Below are 21,090 nucleotides of genomic sequence, written 5' to 3' on the forward strand. Positions count from 1 at the left end.
GATTTCAGGTATGCATCCAGAGTATGGAACTTGCCAAGAAAGAGGATGATGCCATCCTGACTGACTTCACGGGATACAGACATGAAAATTGTAGAGACATAGAGGAATTCGTGTGGAGCGAGCCATATATCTTACTTACAGAATGATGTTGTATCAGCTTCTCAAAAAAATCCTTGAATGTGGGATGAATTATTATAAAAAAAACATATTAATTAAAAAAAAAGAAATTATGAACGTAAAAAGAGCAGGTAGTATATTGCTGATTTTATTGAGCTTATTTATGTTTGGGCAAGAGAATAAAGGAATCAGATTTGAAGAAAAAAGCTTCCAAGCCCTATTAGACATGGCCAAGAAAGAAAACAAACTTATTTTTATAGATGCCTATACAGTATGGTGCGCACCATGTAAGTTGATGTCAAAGAATATTTTTCCTTTAACCTCTGTTGGAGATTATTATAATTCCAGATTTATCAATGCTAAATTTGATATGGAAAAAGGTGATGGAATTAATATAGCCCAAAAATATAATATAAAATCATTTCCAACTTACTTATTCTTGGACGGAGATGGGAATGTTATTCATTTAGCTGGTGGGTCTTATAATGAAGTAGAATTTATAGATTTAGGAAAAGCTGCAGAAGATCCCAACAAGAATATTCAGGGCCTAAAAAATAAGTTTGAAAATGGAGATCGGGATTCTAGTTTGGTTAAAACTCTTTATAATCTTCTAAGGTTCCAAAGTAATAATTTTGCGGATAAGGTAATTGTTGCCTATTTTGATATAATAAAGGATCAGGAAATTACGAAGGACGATGTTAAAAGCCTATTAGTATTTATTCAGGATTCTGATAGCCCGAAATACAAGATTGTTAAAAATAAGGAAAAAGTTATTAGAGGATTAATCGGGGATAAAGAATATAAATCTTTTATTGATCAGATAATGATTAAAGATGTTTTTAAAAAATCATATGATCCTAATACTAAAAAAATTGACGAACAGAATTTTCTCCGGGAAACTGAAAAGTTTTTAGGGAAAATAAAAGCAAAAAGTGCCTTGTTGAATATGAAGGCAAACATAGCGCTTGAAAACAAGGATTATCAATCTTATGAGCAAATAATATCAGAACAATTTAAAATAATATCTAAAGATGCAGATCCCGAAGAACTCTTTCAGGCAGCATGGAGATTTAATTATTTGTTCACTAATCCTGAGTCTCTTAAAAAAGCAATTGTCTGGTGCAAAGAGTCTATTAAAAGAAGTGGTGAAACTTATGCAAATACGAAGACTCTGGCTGCACTTTATAAAAAAACCGGAGATCACAAAAAAGCTCTCATAGAAGCACAAAAGTCATTAAGTCTTTCAAAAAAGAAGGGAATTGAAAATCGAGAAGCTGAGGATTTAATTCAATCATTGACTCAATAATATTTTACACCCATGCGATTTGAGATCGAAAGAGTTGTTTTAATATAAAAAAATACAAATGATTATATTATATAGAAGATGATTTTAGATACAATTTTATATTAGATGCTGTTTTTAGATTTTTTTATAGAAATTGTAGCTGCTATATCACTCAAAACAAGTAAAGAAATTTGTGAAAGCCATTTCCAGATTGAAATGGCTTCCTCTTCTAGATCTTCGGCTAAATAAACTCCCATATGATTTGTTTCCGTTGTTTCGTTTGTAGTAGAAGTGTTTTTGTGAAAAAATATTTCCATAAATATAAAGTTGATGGTATGTTAATGTTCGTAATATCTATTATTCCAATTTTCTACTGCTAAAAAAAGGTCTAAATAATATTTAAATATCATATTTTCCTTCATCCATATTATCCATTTTTCTGTATAGCCAAGAATCGTATTTTCTCCGGTAAATATCAGTAAATGATTAAAGGGACTTCTGGCATAAATGGTATCTAATGTATTTCCGAATTGTTTCTCCCATCCTGATGGCATAGGACTAAGAGATAGAATAAGATTTGAATTGTAAATCATTTTTATTTTATAGTGTTAAAATTATATACTCTTATTTCTGGGTATAAAATGTTTATTGACAACTTTATCTTAAATAATACAAACAATCTATTATATATTGTATTACGTAAGAGTGATTGATCATAGAGCCCTTTAAATTTCAAGCTAGTATTTCTTGAACAGTATATTTGCTTTTCCATTTTGCAACAGTATTTCTACTTAGTCCATAATGTTTAGCTACATGAGTATTGTTTAGATTATTTTCTTTTTGATACTTTAGAATAGTTCTAATACTTGTAATATCATATGATTTAAAATGGTTTTTTTTATTTTCTTTACCAAAGAGAATTCTGTTGAGCATAACTACTTCTATGGCTGTAAGTTGCTCTTTTTTAAGAATATGAATGCATTCATTCTTTTTTTGGGGAAATTTTTGTTCAATGAGATCGATATAAATTCTTTTATAATTTGGCTGAAGGTTCATACTGTATTTGTAATTACTATTTAAAAAACTTTTAATGGAATTTTGATTTAATGGTATTGATAAAAAGGCTTATCTAACTTAAATGGCTTTTCAGTTGTCTCTGCGATATTTTTTTATCCATTTGATTAAAGTTGTTTTAGGGATGTTATACTCATTTCTTATTTGTAGTTCAGTTTTTTGTCCTGTTTCTATTAATTCTATGATAAAATCAATAATTTCCATTGTGTATAAATTTTTTCTAAAATGAGGAAGTGTGGCTGAGGGGGAGGCTTTGTCAAATCTTGCCGCGGGAGCATATAAGATTAAATGATGAGAATAGAGTCTGAAAAAATCGTATTTGAGTAATTTACTCCATCTTATAAGTAAATCAGTATTCATGCATTTTTCTTTATACATGTTTTCTAATTCTTTTATATCACAATCTAAGAATTTGCATGCCCGCTCAGTATCAAGATTACATTCTTTAGCTGTTTGTTGTAAGATGAGTCCAATGTGTATATCTTTAAAATTCATATTTCACAAATAAAATATTTTTAATTAATAAATTGTTCAGAGTTTATTTTATGTTGAAAGAAAATAATTAGTTTTTTTTTATTTTTGCTAAAATAATATTTGAATATAGTTTAATCTCAACTTTTTGAAAAAAAGACAATTACCTATCGGTATGTTTTTATTTTTTTAATCTAAAAAATGATAAAATTATGATGCTATTTTCTAATACTGAAGCTTGCCCGGTTCGGAACATTTTAGATAGATTTTCGGATAAATGGACAATGCTTGTCATTCTTATGTTGGGTGAATACAAAACCATGCGCTTTGGAGAAATGATAAAAGTGTCTGGAGACATATCACAAAAGATGTTAACTCAGTCCTTGAGAAAATTAGAAGCAGATGGATTGATCTCTCGTACAGTTCACCCAACCGTTCCTCCTAAGGTGGAATATCAATTAACTGATCTTGGTCTGGATTTGCTTCCCTTATTACATACAATAGCTGATTGGGCGTATGTGCATATGACACAAATTATTAAGCATAGAAAAGAGTTCAAAGCTTAATTACTAAATTTTACAATATAACCCGATAAGACTACCATTCTAAGGTAGTCTTATTCGTTTAATAAACTTGAAAATTTATATTTCAAAGACTATAAAAAGATCATACTTGATTCACAGTAATGAACTGCTATCTAATTCTATTTAATAAAGGGCATTGCTGAATATATTTAAAATAATAATTTTTGATCCGAAAAAATTGTTGTAATTATTGTTAGCTTATTTTAATTCAAAATGCTTTGAAACCAGATTTGTTTTAATATAATGTTAACTATTATTTAATTTTTTGCCTTCATTAGATAAAAGGTTTTTGTTGATAAAATCCTGATTGTTAATTTATCAATATTTTTTACAATTTATGTTGTTGGTTTTCACTAATACTAACTATATAGTAACTATGTTACCTTAAATTAACTTATTGTTTATTAAAGTTATACTTATTAGTTTCGCAATAAGAATTTTCGTAATGAAAAGTTTTCACTCATATTGTGAATATCACTATGATATTTCAATCGGGATTAAATCTCTAAATAAAACACACACATTGATGATAAAGAATAAGATTAGTACCCAAGAAATTTCCTACATATATTGTGTAATTGCACGTCTTTCAGATAAATGGAGCTGCTCTGTTATTATTATGTTAGGGGAATCAGGTTGTATGCGCTTTAATGAAATTTATAGATCTATTCGGGGAATTTCACAAAAAATGCTTACCAAGTGTTTAAAAAGGCTTGAAGCAAACGGTATTGTAGAAAGAAGAGCTTATCCTACTATCCCCCCAAAAGTAGAATATGAACTTACAGATTTAGGTAAAGAGATCCTTCCTTTATTGGATTCTATTTCTGAATGGGCACAATTGTACGCTAAAGATGTTTGGCGGGGCTGCGGCTAATTTTTTTAACACAAATGTCTTTTAATATATTCAAGTTGATACTTCTTCTGGGCTTGCAGGTAGTGGTGATATAATAGCCGGATAAATTCCGGCTATTATTTTAATATATATTTTCTCAAAAACAATTTAACAAATTTTTAATTTATAACAATAAGGGTAGAATTATGAAAACATTTACTTTTTTTCTTTTAGTTATTATTTTTTTTAAAAATGATATGATGGCACAGGTTCAGCCTGTATTACTTGCAGATAATGTTAATAGACCTAATTTAATGGTTATCGATAATAATAGTATGTACGTTGGTGATAATTATAACCAAAAAATTATCAAAATAAATATAAATAATCCTACAAGTGCACCAGTTGACTTAATAGAAGGACTCATGGGAGGTCCCTATGGATTAACTTTAAAAGATGAGTATTTATATATATCTGAATTGGAGGGAGGCAGAATATTAAGAGTTAATCTTACAAACCCTAATCCAGTTCCTGAAACTATTATTTCTAACCTTGAAGGACCTTCAGGTCTTAATTTTATAGGAAATAATTTATATATAGCTCTTTTAAGTGGAAATAAGATTTGTAAAATTGATATCAGTCAGCCTAATCCGGTTTTGGAAGATGTAATTGCTGTTGAAAGTCCATTTGATATAGAAAAGGTTGATAAGTACATTTATTATACTCAAAGAATTGCTAGTGGTACTGTTTCAAGATTTGAAATAAATAATCCATTGGCAACAAATGAAACCATTATTTCTGATATCTCTTTCCCGTCAGGCTTGATCCTTAAAAATAATGATCTTTATTTTTGCCGCAGCAAAGGCCTTACTGTTGGTAGTGATGATTCAGGAGTTGTAAAATTTGATATTAATAATCCGGTCACCTCAGAAGTAATTTTACCAGGATCTATTGATGGGCCAACTGGGCTCTTCTTTTTAAATAATGATTTGTTTATTTCTGATTTTTATGAAAATAAAATCTATAAAGCTGAAGTATTTATTTTGGGAACTAAAGAAATTCAAAATGGAAAAATTCAATTTTATCCTAATCCTGCTAAAGATTTTATAAGAATTAATGGTTTGGGAACACAAAAAAACTACAAAATCTTTGATCTTACTGGAAAACTGATTCAAACGGGGAATATTTCAAGATCAGAAAATACAATTTATGTAAATGGAATGACGAAAGGGTTGTATTTTCTATTACTGGAAGATGGTAACAAATTTAAATTTATGATTGATTAGATGATTCCTAAGATCTCTACGTGTATCCATATCTTCTGATCCCCCTAAATCATTGTTTATGAGTTTCAAGATACTTCTCGTTTATATCCTCAGTTTAGTGCGGAAACAATAGTGACGCTCAGGGCATTTCTGGTGTTTTGTAGATTGCTGATGAAGGGACAAATGAAAAAAACAGACTGACAGTCTCTGTTATACGTCTCACTAATGATTCAGATTGAGGAGGAGCTTTTCTGCTTGATGTAGTATTAGCTAAGAGAATTCTATTAAAGACAGTGGATGCATTAATAAAAAAAATGCCGGTTTTCAATGAACCGGCATTTTTCTTTGAAGTAGTTATTACTAACGATAAAAAAGAATAGTTTATTTTAATTGAGCATCTCTATCGCTGATTGGAAAAAATTTGTAAACCGTTTGATAAATTATTCTATTAGTCCTTGTTTTTTCTACATTTCATTCATTAGAATTTTGTAAAGAATCATTATTAACAATATAATCTTTTTAAAATATTTTTGTGTTTCACTTACTTGGGAATAAATAAAAAAATAATGTTTTAAATAGCAGCATAATAAGGTGTGTTTTTTTTAAAATAATTATTTAAAACAAAAATAATAGAAAATAGAAAATGTCTTTCAATACTTACTTGCAGGTAATTTAATTAAATGTTTGAAAAAAGAAAACCAAGTATGTTTGGATCCCTTCTGATCATAAAAGATTGATTAACTTACTATACTAATCGTGAAAATTATCCCATTGATATTGAAGGTCCCGTTTTTTTGCTGGATAAAATAAATATGGAAGAAGTGGTCTTCTTGTTAAAAAGTAAATTAAGAAACAACTTTACTGTGGAGAAATTAATAGTTTTATTACTCGCGTTTATTCCCTTAGGAACAATAAAAACAATTACTTAGAGGTTAGTTTTATAGGTTGGCTATCAATTTTCTTTAATTTTGTCATGTATAAAAATAAACGCTTTATACTTAAACCTAGCACAATTTAAAAATATGAAAATAAAATTATTATTCCTATTACTGTTTAGTACAGTAATGAGTTATTCACAGGTAGGGATCAATACAAAAACACCTCAAAAAGATTTCCATATCAATGGCTCACTGCAAGTTGTAAAAGAACTTAATGTGGGAGGCAGTTTTAATACAGTTGGTTCTTCAGGCAACAAAGGGGATATCCTCTTTTCAAATGGTACCAATATGGCTCCAATATGGTCGAGTCCAGCAGGTTTTAATATACCCTCTTTATCTGTAATAGGTATAAAGTCTGGCTTTTCGGCACAAACAAATGCAAATGTCTTTGCTACAGTAGTATTTACCTCATTTCCATTGGTTAATCCAGCGGTTGCACAATATAACAGTAGTGATAACAGCTTTACAATTCTTAAAAAAGGTTATTATCAAATTTTATATAGTTCTTACTTAGACATGTCGCTTAATCCTGTAGGACAGACCGGAGGGACGGCACAGTCTACTGTGAAGCAAAACAACCAAATTATATTTGCCTCAATTACAACCCATAATGAAAGGACTGATAATGTTAGACATACTTCAGGAGGGACTGCTTTCTTTAATGTTAATGATAAGGTTATTTTTCAAATGACGATGACCAGAGATTTTAGATTAGCAGATTGTTCAATATCCATGTTGTATTTAGGAAACTAATTTTTATAGTGTTATAAGTGTTTTGCAAACCGGAGGAGCTTAAGAAGCTTCCTCCGGTTTGATTTTTTTAACGAATAAAATATGGGTGGTTATCTTGCTGAGAATTAAATTTTAAAGAAGATAAATACCATTTATTTAAATTAGATACTGCTCACTATTATCAATTCTAAGGTGCCTCCCAATAGAACTCATCTTTGTTGGAGGTAATTGAGAGGGAGGGAAGGGTAAAAAAACAATCATAATTTAACAGTGTGAAGGCATTATGATGATCTTGCCCTGGAGGATCCGGATGTCTGCGACTGGTAGGTGAAAAATAATATCAATACCATCCAGGCAGACCGCCCAAAAGAATTAATCAGCTTTTTGAAGAAAAAGAAATTGTATTTCGGGCTAGAGTAGACTTAATTTCTGGAAGATATTTTAAAAGGGCTATTTATTGAAAGCCAAATCTCCTTGCTCTTAAAGCAGGGAGATTTTAAATGGTGGATCACTATTTAATTTCTTATCAGATTAAGATGTGATTTTTACATTCTTATTTTGTTATACAATTGTTATTTATTACAAAATTTTCTAATGCTAACTGTTTCTTAATTAACCTTTTTTAATTTAAAACGCTGCTTGGCATCACTTACACTTGTTCCAATCACAATTGGAGTTGTATCATTAGTTTTTCCATCCTTTACTTCTAACCTCAAATCAAGTGCATTTTTGGGTACAAAGCTGAACCCCTCATTTCCTAGATTAAGCAACAACCATTTTTGAGAATCCTTATTGTCATTCTTTCTTAACTCTACAGGAGTCCCGGCATTGGTTTTACTATCTCTTACTGTTAAGACCTTTGCAGTATCTATTTTGGATTTGATAATATAATAGCCATGATCGGATTTACGGAATAAAAATTTCTGATTATTAGCGGTATGAGCAGAATAAAGAATGGCGTCTGTTCCGTCTACATTGGAATTACCATTAATGTCAATGTTCTTCCCATTATCTAAGTTACTGGAGATTGTGTAATCTCCGTTAGCAATAGGATTATATAAATGATTAATTCCAGCAATATCTCCATCAGAAGGGGCCTCTCTTTGTGTTACATAATTTGGAAGGTACTGACCATATCCAAAAGGATTGGTAAACAAGTTCCACCATGCATTCTTTCCTTTTCCTATTGTGGGCGTTGGGTAATTGTTAAAGCTGTAAGGATCATAAAGCATAATTGAATTAAAATCAAAAGTACCCAATCCTGCATAATCAGGAAGGATGTTGAAATTATGTCGTTTATCTTCAGGAATATTAGAGTAATAAATTGTAACATACTCATCTCTGTCTGGTCGGCATTGTTCATGGCCAATCCCTAAAGAATGCATAATTTCATGAGCTATAATCCCAGGAGATTCAATACTTGCAACATTTATTTGATTTATTTGATTTTTGCTCCATCCTAAGGGTGATGAATTCTCAGTTAAAGAATAAACAAAATTAATGTATTCTGCTTCAGTTGTATGCTCTAAAAACTTAATAATTGTTTTTGAAGAAAGCATTTCAAAAGCTTTCTTAATATTATTTTTAAAAGTATTATAATCGGAGTCATTAAGCCCTCCTTTTTCAGGCATTTTATAATATACTTTTCCATTGGGCCAGGTCTTTATAAAAGAACTCATGATGGTACTCTTTGAATTGGCAGAGTGTGAACCATAAGATAGGTTTCTCAGGTAATTGAATTGCTCTTGCGTAATGGTAATATTGTCTGCATAGTAATACTTTCCCTCAATTTCATTAATATAGGTATCGTGTCCTTTAATAGAAAACTTGTGTACTAAAACATTTTTATTTACTTTATTGATTTCAGGTTGATTATTGTCCTTCTCAGGTGTGTCAATCACTGAGTTACAGGAATTAAGAACAATGAATAATAAGCAGAGAGATAAGGTAAATGATTTTTTTTTCATAATAAAAGTTGAATTATTTAATTTAAATATGGGAATGATTAAACAATCTTTTGCTTTGTTGTAGGACAGATAGCAGGGCCAATAGCGGAATAGAAGGTATGATTCAAAAAGTATCTGAAAATCAGTTTCGCATCCTGCTTGATTTAATTCTAAAAAAAGAAATTTTGGTCTTTTCTTAGCATTTTACTTTTTACTGATTTTGTAAGATTTACTGGTCTTGAGTTGTTGATTTTATTTTTTGTAAAAATATTATTAATATGATTATCATAGAAAAAAAACAAACCCACCTTTAAGTTTGTTAATAGACTTAAAGTAATTTGATATATAGCTTTTTGAGTGAAGTAAGAAACAATTCTGTGAAAAAGTAAAGCTTAAATTTCCATATTAATTATAGTACTGTTTGTAGATCTTCTGCCATAATTCTTACACTGGCTGAGTAATCGAATTGTGTTATCGGGGAAACAGTTGTTGAATTCTATAACTAACCATTTGGTTGGTGTCTTTATCTGTTTTTGCACATATTTTTAGTATAAATTTGTATCATACTTAAAGAATTTTAAATATTCATCTTTTTCGTTACAGCACATAAAATATGCTTGTGATTTTAATATTCCGATAAAGAGATAGTTGTGTTGTTCCTTTAAACATATGAAACTATGAGATACATAATTCTACCAAATAATTAAAATTTTAAACATAATGAAAAAAAAAATTTTGTTAATATTTTTAACACTTCCTTTATTTTATAATTCCCAGGTAGGGATTAATAGTTTAACCCCACAAAAAACATTACATGTTAATGGATCTTTACAAATCGTAAATGAATTAAATCTGGGAGGGAGTGCTTCTAAAGCAGGGTCTGCAGGACTATCTGGACAAGTGCTTAAATCTAATGGTCCCGGAGTTGCTCCCAGCTGGCAAAATTTGGCAGGTGTGCCTACTTCTACTGGTACAGTGATTGTTGTAGATGGACAGTTCATGGTAGCTCAGGAAATAGCTGTGCAATTGACAGCAGACTTTACCGCGTCTGCAACATTAGCTTCAACTGTTGCTATAGGAAACTTGACTAATGAGATAATAGATAACGAGAATACCTTCAAAGGCAGCAGTACAACTAATTCGTTTAAAGTATCGAATAATGGTATATATCAGGTCATTATTAATGCACAATTATCTACAACTAACGGAAGTCTTCCTGTAATTGGCATTTGGGATGATACGAACAATAAATGGATAGCCCGTGTAAACGATACTTTTACGGCTCCAACTTCGGGAGGCTTGCAGACTTATACTCTTCTAACCGATATTAGTATGTCAGCAGCCAATACATATTCATTTAGACTATCAAATACAAATGATGTGACAATCAGGCAGACAAGTGGTGGCTCTTCAGGTACAGGCCCCGTTTCTCAGGTTTCTTTAAAAAGATTAAAATAATTGAAATACAGTATCAAGTAATTATATAATTTGTCATGAACAATAAGGTTGCTTATAAAAACAAAAAAGGAAATCACTAGATTTCCTTTTTTGTTTTTATAAGCAATGCCAAGATTTCTTACCTATTCCTTAATGATGTTAATGGTAGAATCAGTACCGTCAACATGTTTTATTTTTAAAAAATATTTTCCTTTCACAAAGTGTTTCATATCCATTTTTTCCTTTCTTCTTTCACTAGCGGAACTGATTGTTTTTTTTGTGAAAAGCAACTTTCCTGTACTATCATAAAGTTCCAATCCATTAATAGTTCGATCGGATGTTATGTATATAATATCTATACAAGGATTAGGTGAGGCTTTGATTCTTTCCGTACGTTTTATTGATAGATCACTAACATTTAAATTCTCAGAATAATTTAAATTAATAACATTTTGATAATATTTAGCTGATGAAGGATTTGAATGTATGAATTTAAATTTAGTTTGAGAAATTGAAGTCAATTCTATTTCATAATATCCTCCTGGAGGTATATCAAAAGAAAAAGAAGTAACGGGACTTACCGAATTCATAGATAACTGGCTCCACGATCCCCAAGCATTATTCGAACCAACACTATTAATCGAATAATCTAAATTATTTGTAAATCGAATTTTGTCACCTATTGAAACAGTTTCGTTGGCTTGAAATAGACTGCTAGTTATATTGTTTTTGATATTTAATATAATAGTTTTACCGAAAATATTTTGACTGAAAATTAGAGAAAAGATAACCAATGCTTGTAAAAATAATTTTTTTTTCATTTTTTTGTTTAGTTTTATATTATTGTGTAAATCTACCATTATAATTCTTTCAGTAATAATAAAAAACACGAACCCATCGGTGTGTAAATTACATTTATCAGCTGATTTAGCACGATGAATGCCTTATGCTAAAGCAGAAGCTATTTGAACAACCTGAGCAGAATCTTCAGCGTATGGTTTCAGAAAGTAGGGAACTTTAGATTAAAATAAAATAGAAAATACATCTGAAGCAATGAAAAACATCACATCTCTTACCAGCAGGGCGATCTTCAAACGAAAAGTACGATAGGATTTTTGATGCTTCCTCAAAAAGTCGAATTTGACGGAAAAACTTTTCAAACATCTGAAATGAATATTGCTGCTCGTATATTTATCAGTATAACAATAGGTTATGAAATAGAAAAAACCGACATCGAAGTGCGAAATCTTCAAATGTCGGTCTTGTGACCTCGACAGGATTCAAACCTGTAACCTTCTGAGCCGTAATCAGATGCGCTATTCAGTTGCGCCACGAGGCCGTTTGTTATCTTGTTGTTTAACGGTTGCAAATATACCACTTTTTTCCGTTCTTTGAAACATGAAACAGAGAATTTTACTTTTATTTACGGTTTTTGCGCTAACAGCTTGTAAAAGAGAATCAAAAATTTCGTCCTCAGATTGGACAAATATCTCAAGTCGTACCCAGTTTAAAGAGCAGGAGGGAGTTCTGGAATTGAAATCCGGAAATTTCAGCTATCATTTTAATAAAAATCAGACTCCTTTTAAGAAAATCATCCTGTTGAACGCAAGTATGGCAGGCTATATTTCAGAGCTTGGAGCAGAAAATCTGATCATCGGAGTTTCCAGTCCGGAATATATTTATTCAGATAAAATTCAGAATCTGATTAAAGAAGGGAAAATCCAGAATGTAGGAAGCGAACAGAAATATGATGTAGAAAAGATCATTTCAATGAAACCTGATGCCATTTTTACCAATCATATCGCAAGCTTTGATAATACCTATGAGCTTTTGAAAAACAATGGAATTCAGGTGATTTTCCTTGATGAATATATGGAGCAGAAGCCATTGGAGAAAACCGCTTATATCAAACTTTTCGGAGAGTTTCTAGGAAAAGAGAAAGAAGCTGCGGCCAAATATCAGGAAGTGGAGAAAAACTATAATGGTCTGAAACAGCTGGCTGCAAAAGCAAAAGAAAAACCTGTTGTTCTGGCTAATGAAATGTATGGAGATGTATGGTATCTTCCAGGCGGAAATACTTCTGTTGCTCATTATATTTCAGATGCCAATGCGAATTATATTATGAAAGATAATAAAGATGAAAAAGCATTGACGATGAGTTTTGAAGAAGTTTATGCCAAAGCAGGAGGTGTTCAGTATTGGGTAAACGCAGGCAGTCATATTTCTAAAAAAGAAATGCTGGGCATCAATCCTTTCTACGGAAAATTAGATGTTTTCAATAAAGGGAAAATCTATACGATGGCAGGAAAAGAAAAGTTGAAAGCCAATGACTTCTTTGAAAGCGGAGTAGTAAGAGCTGATTTAATCCTTAAAGATTACATTAAAATCTTCCATCCCGAACTTTTACCGGAATATCAGCTTACTTACATGAAAGAATTGCAGTAACTCAGACTATTTGCTTATTTTTGCCTTTCCTTTTATAAAGTTATGTGGAAAAAAATTAAACAGCTTATCTTCATCATTCTTGTTCTGAATGTAGTATTTATTATCTGGGGCAGATTTTTTAATCCGCCAATCACCATTACGCAGATAGGAGGTCTTTTCGAATATGGAAAACTGCACAGAGATTATATTTCTTATGACGAAATGGGAAGCAATGTGAAAAAAGCAGTAATAGCTTCAGAAGATCAGAAATTCTTTGATCATGATGGTTTTGATTATATTGCAATCGAAAAAGCCATGAAATATAATGAGAAAGGCAAAAAAATAAGAGGTGGAAGCACAATCTCCCAACAGACGGCAAAAAATGTTTTTCTGTGGCAGGGCAGAAGCTGGATAAGAAAAGGCCTTGAAGCGGTTTATACTTTCATTATCGAAAAAGTATGGAGTAAAGATATTATCCTTGAAAGATATCTGAATTCCATTGAAATGGGACAAGGTGTATTTGGTGTGGAAGCTGCCGCACAATATTATTTTGGAAAATCATCCAAAGATTTAAGTGCTTCAGATGCAGCCTGGATTGCCGCTGTATTGCCTAACCCGAAGAAATATGATCCGAAAAACCCTTCTCCTTATTTAAGAAAGAAACATAATTGGATCATGAGACAGATGAGGAATGTGAGTTTGAAATAGTATCTTTGTACTAATGAAATTCCTTAGTTCCAGCACAAATTTTGAGTCAGTTCTTAAAAAATATTTTTCTTTTAAGAACGAAACCCTTTCTTTAGAACCTTTTGCAGAGTTTTTAGAGAGTATTAAAAGGGCAGACTTTACAGATGTGCTCAATGTTCTCAGAAGCAATCCGAATTTTGCCGAGAATTTTAAACATTACATTCATAATATCTTTAAAGGAAGACCTTTCAATCTTTCCCTGACAGAAGCTAATATTCTTTCAGAAAATGCCTTCTTTCCGGAACTTAAAAAAAGAATCCTGAATAAAGTGCTGCCACCCGTTGAAAATGAAAAAACGGTGTGGTATATGATTGATAATGTCAGTCTGAGACCTAAAAAAGATCTGACATATCTTCATAATCTTCCTGAAAATGAAATTAATGAATTTCTGACTATTTTGGGGGCTTCGGATTTTATCATCAAACCTAATGTAAAAAAAGAGCTCATTTTCTCAATGAACATTCTTTCCTGGAGGGTTACGGGAATGGCCATGGAAGTAGAAGTAGTGAGAATGGCTCCGCAATACAGAAATCTGGATAATCCGTTCCTCGCCTTGCAGAATGAGCTGGAAACCTTGGCAGAAGACCTTGTGAAAGATCCTGAACTGCAGCTGCATTCCAGAGACAGCAGATATAAACAGATCAAAATTTACGCTGAGCAGTGTCTTGAATTTGTTAATATTGCTTTTAAAAATTCAGCTAAATACGGTATTTCAGGGAAGATCAATCAATCTTTGCTGAAGATCCGCCAGCAGACCGAAAGAATTTATGAAATTGTACAATTGTTGGTGATTGATACCGATGAAGATGTATTGATAAAGTCGAAACAATTGGTCTTTAATATATTGAATTATAAATCTCATAAGAACAATATTGCAGATCTGATTAACGACAGCACGAGATTGATTTCACACCTTATTACCAATCATACAGCAGAGACAGGGACACATTATATCACTTCTACAAGGAAAGAATATATGACCATGTTCTATAAAGCGAGTGGTGGTGGAATTATTGTAGGAGCACTCTGCGTTCTGAAAATGCTCTACGGATATATTCCCGGCAGTGACTTTTCTCACGCATTCCTTTATTCCATGAACTATGCGATGGGATTTGTAATGATCTATCTGATGGGCTTCACTTTAGCAACGAAACAGCCGGCCATGACTGCTGCTACGATGACGAAAGTATTATCCGAAGAAGGGAACGGCCAGAGAAATAATACAGAATTTGCCCATCTCGTATCCAAATTATTCAGGAGCCAGTTTATTGCCTTTGTTGGAAATGTACTGCTTGCCTTTCCGGTGGCGCTTGCCATTATTTACGGATTGGATGTTTTCTTTTCACAAAACCTTGCCGTAGACCGGTCCGATAAATTATTAAAAGACCTGGATCCTTTTAAATCCAAAGCAATCCTTCATGCCAGCATTGCCGGTTTCTATCTTTTTATTTCCGGAATTATTTCCGGGAATATCGGAAACAACTCCGTGTTCTATCAGATTCCGGAAAGAATTGCAAAAAACCTTTCCATCAGAAGCTTCTTTGGAAAGAAATTCGCAAAAGGACTTTCAAAATATTATGCGAAAAACTGGCCGGGAATTGTTTCCAATTTTTGGTTTGGGGTTTTTCTTGGAGCTACCGCTCCCGTAGGAATGTTTTTCGGTCTTGATCTTGATATCAGACACATTACTTTTGCTGCCGGAAACTTCGCATTAGGACTTTACGGGAAAGACTTTTCAGTAGATTCTTATACATTCTGGATTTCCTTTATAACGGTTTTCCTGATCGGTTTCTTCAATTTCCTGGTAAGCTTCAGTTTATCAATGTTTCTGGCATTCAGATCCAGAAAAATGAATTTCGGACAAGTAAGTGAAATCTATAAAGAAATTTTCAGATACTTTATGAAACATCCGTTAAAATTTTTCCTTCCATTACGTTCAGGGCTGGATAAAAAAGCAGATGACCTGATGAGCAGTACAATCTCTAATAAATCAGAAGAACATTAATTTAAAAATAAAGAATAAGGCTGCCTTGAAATCAGGTAGCCTTTAATTTGTTATTTTAATCGTGTGCAAACGCCCAGAAATCCTTTTCATCAGTTCCTGTATCTGTACATGCAAAAGAATTTCTTAAAACATGATTGGTAATAATAATATGTTGCTTTTTGAATAATAATCCCTGCATATGTCTCCCGCATAATTTATTTTTATCAGTTTCTCCAAATTTTTCTCTTTCTTCAGGAGTGGCTATTTTACCCATAATGATTAAAGTGTGGTCTACTCCTATATCTTTATAAGCAAAATCCTGAACAGTTTTTTGTGGATTTCTTAAAAAATAGAAAGGTGGTGATATTTTAATTTTTCCGGATACTTTATAGGTTTTTGAATGTACTTTTAATTCAGGAATTCCATTGTTATCAATTAATTCTACAAGAATTCCGTTTATTTTTGTTGTATCCGTTATTTTTAATGAGCTTTTCTGTGCAACTTGGTGATTGTTGTTTTTTTTCTCTTTTTTACAAGAAAAACTGATTGAAAATATGACCAGTAGAAAAAATATATTTCTCATAATAAAATTAGATTAAAACCCAAAACCAAATTTCTGTTCCTCTATTCAAATAATCGTGTGCGTCGCCACCTTTCAAATCAATGCCATCCCATATATCAATATGATCAGTTGCTCCCCATCCATCTTTAATAAAGATGATTCCTTTAGCATTTTTAAAAGAATTATGATTCATTTTAGGAAATTTTTTTCTTTCCATTTTTAATCTATTCCCAAAAATCTCAGGATGAATATTAATCCAGTCTGCCAATTGTTGTGCCCTTAGTACATGTCTGAACTCATCATTATGTTTTTCCCAGCATTTAACCCCATCAAATGAAGATAAGTCTACCTTAGAATCATATAATGCCTGGCTCATCCTAATCGCACATTGGTTTTCAAATAAGGTTTCATTACAGGGTTTCTTTTTACCGGGATGGTTTTTCCATAGCTCTTCAAACCTTACCATAATTGAAATATTTATTGAGCAATATAATAAATATTTCTATTCACTTATGTGGGACTTTGTAAATGCTGAAACTTTTAGATTTTATGAAAAAAAAATAATCTAAATGTTGTTTTTTTGTAATTAGGATTCATTAATCTGTTCAAAATTATTTTTTTAAAAGATTTAAAAATCAGATTTTACAAGATCTGAAGGTCGTGGAACCTGTCTGCTCCAAATTTATCCTGGAATTTTTTCAGGTAAAACCCTTTTCGCATTTTGAAATCGTGCTTAAGCAAAGGAGAATCTATCTTAATAATGATGCATCCGTTTTCAATATTAACACTTCTTATTTCATTGAACAGACTTTCATCAAGATAATCTTCAAGGAAATCTTTAATGTCAAATGCAATAAGTTTATCTTCAAAACCGTAGATTCTGGCAAAAGATTTTACAAGTTCAGAGGATTGATATTCACGTTTTTTCTTCTTCATAAAGTAGGCTTTCGGCATGTAGGTTTCATGTCTGCTTTTCATTCAGATAAATGAAATCCTTCAACCATCAATTTGATAAATAATGTTTTAATACTCTTGTTATCATTAACAAATATTCAATTTATTCTTAGTGCTGATACATCATTACCTGATCCCATCCCATATAGAACGTTCATCAGACCTGTCATCAACAGTAATGTGTGATACAACATCAAAACGCATAGATACACGGTTATTAGTATCATAAATATCCCAACCAGGATTACCATTAGTGGCAAAATCCACCCATGCTTTATGAACAGTAGCGGCCAAATGTTGTGGAGGATGATTACCTAACATTTTGGTAAAACCAGTATTTGTTAGATTGTCAAATACGAAACCAAGCTCAATGCCATGGCAGGCACCAAGTAAATTATTGCATGCAGGTGATCTCCATGCAAATTCATACACATGGGTATTGCCATGTTTTTCTGCAACCCTCAATGCAGGGATACGGTAAAACCAGTCTGTAATAATAGCACTTAATACATCCCCAGGAGAACTGTCTGAACGATTAGCTAGGTAAGTTTGAACAGCTTTATCAGATAGCCCATAAGCGGAAGCGACAATATTCAAAGCAGAATCTGTAACCTTAGAAAGGATACCATCAGGGACAAGAAATAACCTGAACTCCTCACTATTGGTACCAATAAGAATATCCACATCCTTACCAGCTCCATTGGCAATGCATTCTATTGGAGTTGCTGTTAATAAATGGCCATCAACTATCGGTTCAAAGGGCATTAAGTTAAATGCAACCTCACCCCATAATTCCACTAAAGGTTTTGCCATAATTTCGGATGACAATTGATCTTGTGCAGCAAAAACCTTTTCAATATCTACATCTCCAATTGCTTCTCGTGTGGGGGCCACACCAAGTATTTCTGCAAGCCTCGTACCAATAAGCTTTGCTGAGGAAGGGCTGATGACTGAATGTCCTGCCCCTGATTCTGCAATTGCCCGTCTAAATAATCCCTGTGCTTCTTTCATAGCGAGTAATGTACAAACACTCATTCCACCTGCAGATTCACCAAAGATAGTGACATTATCGGGATCACCACCAAAGTTGGAAATATTATCCCTGATCCACTTTAGAGCGGCAATTTGATCAAGTATTCCAAGATTGGGCACTCCATCGCCAAACCACAAAAAACCTTCAATACCAATTCTATAGTTTATTGTTACTAAAACAACGCCATCTCGAGCAAAGTTACTACCATCATAAGCTGGGACTGCACCTGAGCCAAGAACAAAAGCACCCCCATAAATAAAAACCATTACAGGTTTTTTTTCGGTGGTGTCCGAAGTCCAGATATTAAGATTCAAATAATCGTCTCCGGGAATTACCACATTGGGCAGCAATTCTGCAAATGGTCCGGCTTTAGGCGTTAATTGAGGTGGAGTAGCTCCATATTTTGTTGCGTCCTTTACACCAGTCCATGGGATAGGAGGCTTTGGAGGTTGAAAACGATTTGTACCTACTGGCGGGGCAGCATACGGGATACCTTTAAATGTTAATATGCCATTGCTGATTTTAATACCACTAACGTCCCCATATTGAGTAGTAACTGTGTGTAAAGATTCCATATTAATTGTAAAAAATGTTTTTGTAAGTTAACAATATTTGAGGATAAAGAGGTTAATTAAAATTTTTTACTAGAAAATGAAAAAAAGAATTCGGTTTCCGAAAAAACATAACACAGATATATTAAATATTTAATAATTGATTGATTCTTAGGTTTAAAATTTATTCAAAGAATTGGCGAAGGTATAGATAATACAGCTGCACAAATATATATTAGGGATTGCTTAGTTTAAAGAATTCAGTCTCAATTATTGATGATATTATAATCTATAAATCCGCATATAAATTCCGGATCACACTTCAAAAATTATACTCTCTTCATTGATTTTTTTAACTACACTTTCTGTTCTTTCTCTGTGGGTATCTGTAATAAAGATTTGGCCAAAGCTTTCTTTATTAACAAGCTCAATTAATTGTGAAACCCTTGTATCATCAAGCTTATCAAAAATATCATCAAGCAATAGAATCGGAGTTTTTTTGGTCAGTTCCTTCACCAGGCTCATCTGTGCGAGCTTAAGTGATATTAGAAATGATTTCTGCTGTCCCTGAGAACCTGTTTTTTTAATAAGAATCTGGTCCATTTCGAAAAGTAAATCATCCTTATGAATCCCTTTTGAAGTATAAGTAAGCATACGGTCTCTTTCAATGCTTTCTTTTAAAAGATCTTGAAAGGAGTTTTCCAATAAATGAGATTCATAAATAACAGATACTGTTTCTTTTCCTCCCGAAATGATCTGATAAAAATTCTGAACAATTGGATTAAGCTGTTCTACAAAGTCTTTTCTTTTGTTGAAAATTTTTGTTCCGAATCGTGTAATTGGCTCATCATAGATTTCCAGAGAATCTTTGTCCCAGGTTCTGTTTTTTGCAAAATATTTCAGTAAAGCATTTCTCTGCTGAATGGTTTTCTGATATTGAATAAGATCAAAAAGATACTCAGAATCCGTTTGAGAGATCATTGCATCCAGAAATTTACGTCTGCTTTCTCCGGAGTCGGAAATAAGATTGGAATCATATGGAGAGATCATAACACTCGGAAGATAGCCGATATGATCGGCAAGTCTGTCATAGCTTTTATCATTTTTCCTGATAACCTTTTTGGCTTCTTTGGGTTGAGTGATCCGGATGAGGTCTTCACTGTCTTCGTTTTGAACTTCAGCATCAATGGTGAAAAAATCTTCTTCCTTTTTGATATTGTTGAGGTCTGTATTCCCTAAAAAGCTTTTTCCTACGGATAGATAATGCAAAGCATCAAGAATATTGGTCTTTCCCACACCGTTATTTCCCACAAAACAATTGATCTGTGGGGAGAATTCAAATTTTTTCTCAGAATGGTTTTTGAAATTGTAAAGGGAAAGCTTCTTGATAATCATTCGTCAAAAATACTTCATTATTAGTAAAAATAAAAAGGGAAGTGCAGAACAAGTTTCCACTCCGAAGGAAAAATAAGAGTCATCTCTTTTATTTTCAGAGAAATAGATGAGAATATAAGTAATGATGCTTGACATAAAAAAAGCAAGAGCATACTGATATTCCAGATAGAAGACTGCAATGATGCTGCTCATGAAAACAAGTGTATAAGCAATATACTTGGTGTTCTGAATTCCTATCAGAATGGGAAACGTTTTTACCGTATCACTTTTCATATCGCGGATATCGAAAGGAAGAACCAGGGCTGTGATAAACAGAAAACTGATCAGAAAAATAGGAATACTGAATTCCGGAAGGGTAAGCCAGCAATTAACCAATGCCCAGACCAATCCCACATAAAATACTTTTAATAAAGGAATTTTCCGGATATATACATCAAGAAAAAAACTATTGTAAAGAAGCCCCAGAATGACAATGATGAACCATTTTAAAAGCCTTACTTCATTATGATTATGAATGATCAGAAAAGCACACGCAATTCCTGCCACGGCATTTAAAACCAATATTTTAAAAAAATGTTTGGTGTACTGATACTTAGTATAAAGGTAACCGCTGAAATAAGTGATGAAAATCAACAGTACAGTAGGGAAACGGAATGTGTTTTGCTCTGTCATGAAAAATACTGCAAAAAGAGTTCCCATAAGAGAGACATATATCTGGCTGTCTATGATGTATTTTTTCAGTATTTTTAAGATGTTCAT

General features: G+C 32.3%; 21 protein-coding genes and 1 tRNA gene. 9 read left to right on the top strand and 13 right to left on the bottom strand.

Going from position 1 to position 21,090, the window contains the following annotated elements:
- Positions 1–184 precede the first annotated feature (184 nt).
- Positions 185–1,423, top strand: a complete 1,239-nt coding sequence (locus F3J23_RS14805) for a thioredoxin family protein (protein WP_167030559.1) — start codon at positions 185–187, stop codon at positions 1,421–1,423.
- Positions 1,424–1,524: 101 nt separating this feature from the next.
- Here F3J23_RS14805 and F3J23_RS14810 read toward each other — a convergent pair whose 3' ends face one another.
- The 4 genes from F3J23_RS14810 to F3J23_RS14825 form a co-directional block, all read right to left on the bottom strand.
- Positions 1,525–1,719: a hypothetical protein gene (locus F3J23_RS14810; RefSeq protein ID WP_167030562.1), complete on the bottom strand. Its 195-nt coding sequence runs from the start codon at positions 1,717–1,719 to the stop codon at positions 1,525–1,527.
- 21 nt (positions 1,720–1,740) lie between these two features.
- Positions 1,741–1,995 carry a hypothetical protein gene (locus F3J23_RS14815; RefSeq protein ID WP_167030565.1) on the bottom strand — a complete coding sequence of 85 codons (255 nt, stop codon included), beginning with the start codon at positions 1,993–1,995 and terminating at the stop codon, positions 1,741–1,743.
- A gap of 139 nt (positions 1,996–2,134) precedes the next feature.
- The gene (locus F3J23_RS14820; protein ID WP_167030568.1) at positions 2,135–2,458 is read right to left on the bottom strand and encodes a helix-turn-helix domain-containing protein; all 324 of its coding nucleotides are present in this window, start codon (positions 2,456–2,458) and stop codon (positions 2,135–2,137) included.
- A gap of 90 nt (positions 2,459–2,548) precedes the next feature.
- Positions 2,549–2,971 (bottom strand): transposase, encoded by a 423-nt coding sequence (locus F3J23_RS14825; RefSeq protein WP_167030571.1) that lies wholly within the window; start codon positions 2,969–2,971, stop codon positions 2,549–2,551.
- Between the two features lie 188 nt (positions 2,972–3,159).
- Here F3J23_RS14825 and F3J23_RS14830 point away from each other — a divergent pair, with 188 nt between their 5' ends.
- The 4 genes from F3J23_RS14830 (at position 3,160) to F3J23_RS14845 (ending at position 7,319) form a co-directional block, all read left to right on the top strand.
- Complete coding sequence (locus tag F3J23_RS14830; protein ID WP_167030574.1) at positions 3,160–3,513, top strand: winged helix-turn-helix transcriptional regulator; 354 nt, start codon at positions 3,160–3,162, stop codon at positions 3,511–3,513.
- 544 nt (positions 3,514–4,057) lie between these two features.
- On the top strand, positions 4,058–4,405 hold the full coding sequence (locus F3J23_RS14835; protein ID WP_167030577.1) for a winged helix-turn-helix transcriptional regulator: 348 nt from the start codon (positions 4,058–4,060) through the stop codon (positions 4,403–4,405).
- Between the two features lie 164 nt (positions 4,406–4,569).
- Positions 4,570–5,649: a T9SS type A sorting domain-containing protein gene (locus F3J23_RS14840; protein ID WP_167030580.1), complete on the top strand. Its 1,080-nt coding sequence runs from the start codon at positions 4,570–4,572 to the stop codon at positions 5,647–5,649.
- Positions 5,650–6,650: 1,001 nt separating this feature from the next.
- On the top strand, positions 6,651–7,319 hold the full coding sequence (locus F3J23_RS14845) for a hypothetical protein (protein ID WP_167030583.1): 669 nt from the start codon (positions 6,651–6,653) through the stop codon (positions 7,317–7,319).
- A gap of 587 nt (positions 7,320–7,906) precedes the next feature.
- Here F3J23_RS14845 and F3J23_RS14850 read toward each other — a convergent pair.
- Positions 7,907–9,265 (bottom strand): M12 family metallopeptidase, encoded by a 1,359-nt coding sequence (locus F3J23_RS14850; RefSeq protein ID WP_167030586.1) that lies wholly within the window; start codon positions 9,263–9,265, stop codon positions 7,907–7,909.
- Positions 9,266–9,964: 699 nt separating this feature from the next.
- Here F3J23_RS14850 and F3J23_RS14855 point away from each other — a divergent pair.
- Positions 9,965–10,702, top strand: coding sequence for a hypothetical protein (locus tag F3J23_RS14855; protein ID WP_167030589.1), 738 nt, complete (start codon positions 9,965–9,967; stop codon positions 10,700–10,702).
- A gap of 122 nt (positions 10,703–10,824) precedes the next feature.
- Here the strand turns inward: F3J23_RS14855 and F3J23_RS14860 are convergent, their stop codons facing one another.
- Together F3J23_RS14860 and F3J23_RS14865 are read right to left on the bottom strand one after the other, a co-directional pair.
- Entirely contained in the window at positions 10,825–11,502 is a 678-nt protein-coding gene (locus tag F3J23_RS14860) for a T9SS type A sorting domain-containing protein (RefSeq protein ID WP_167030592.1), read from the bottom strand.
- A 444-nt stretch (positions 11,503–11,946) separates the two neighbouring features.
- Positions 11,947–12,020: transfer RNA gene (locus F3J23_RS14865), tRNA-Arg, on the bottom strand.
- A 59-nt stretch (positions 12,021–12,079) separates the two neighbouring features.
- On the opposite strand from F3J23_RS14865, the gene F3J23_RS14870 reads away from it, so the two are divergent.
- Genes F3J23_RS14870 through F3J23_RS14880 form a run of 3 tightly spaced genes read left to right on the top strand, consistent with a single transcriptional unit; the run spans position 12,080 to position 15,857 of the window.
- On the top strand, positions 12,080–13,126 hold the full coding sequence (locus F3J23_RS14870; protein WP_167030595.1) for an ABC transporter substrate-binding protein: 1,047 nt from the start codon (positions 12,080–12,082) through the stop codon (positions 13,124–13,126).
- Between the two features lie 42 nt (positions 13,127–13,168).
- Positions 13,169–13,813 (top strand): monofunctional biosynthetic peptidoglycan transglycosylase, encoded by a 645-nt coding sequence (gene mtgA / locus F3J23_RS14875; RefSeq protein WP_167030598.1) that lies wholly within the window; start codon positions 13,169–13,171, stop codon positions 13,811–13,813.
- Positions 13,814–13,826: 13 nt separating this feature from the next.
- A complete protein-coding gene (locus F3J23_RS14880; RefSeq protein ID WP_167030601.1) occupies positions 13,827–15,857 on the top strand; it encodes a site-specific recombinase in 2,031 nt (676 codons plus the stop codon).
- Between the two features lie 55 nt (positions 15,858–15,912).
- Here the strand turns inward: F3J23_RS14880 and F3J23_RS14885 are convergent, their stop codons facing one another.
- The 6 genes from F3J23_RS14885 to F3J23_RS14910 form a co-directional block, all read right to left on the bottom strand.
- Positions 15,913–16,419 carry a hypothetical protein gene (locus tag F3J23_RS14885; RefSeq protein WP_167030604.1) on the bottom strand — a complete coding sequence of 169 codons (507 nt, stop codon included), beginning with the start codon at positions 16,417–16,419 and terminating at the stop codon, positions 15,913–15,915.
- 7 nt (positions 16,420–16,426) lie between these two features.
- Entirely contained in the window at positions 16,427–16,864 is a 438-nt protein-coding gene (locus F3J23_RS14890) for a type VI secretion system amidase effector protein Tae4 (RefSeq protein WP_167030607.1), read from the bottom strand.
- Positions 16,865–17,040: 176 nt separating this feature from the next.
- Entirely contained in the window at positions 17,041–17,334 is a 294-nt protein-coding gene (locus tag F3J23_RS14895) for a hypothetical protein (protein WP_167030649.1), read from the bottom strand.
- Positions 17,335–17,478: 144 nt separating this feature from the next.
- Complete coding sequence (locus tag F3J23_RS14900) at positions 17,479–18,960, bottom strand: carboxylesterase/lipase family protein (RefSeq protein ID WP_167030610.1); 1,482 nt, start codon at positions 18,958–18,960, stop codon at positions 17,479–17,481.
- Between the two features lie 291 nt (positions 18,961–19,251).
- Positions 19,252–20,331, bottom strand: coding sequence for a DNA replication/repair protein RecF (gene recF, locus F3J23_RS14905; protein ID WP_167030613.1), 1,080 nt, complete (start codon positions 20,329–20,331; stop codon positions 19,252–19,254).
- A 3-nt stretch (positions 20,332–20,334) separates the two neighbouring features.
- Complete coding sequence (locus F3J23_RS14910; protein WP_167030616.1) at positions 20,335–21,090, bottom strand: hypothetical protein; 756 nt, start codon at positions 21,088–21,090, stop codon at positions 20,335–20,337.

Source organism: Chryseobacterium sp. Tr-659 (assembly GCF_011752975.1).
Taxonomy (GTDB): Bacteria; Bacteroidota; Bacteroidia; order Flavobacteriales; family Weeksellaceae; genus Chryseobacterium.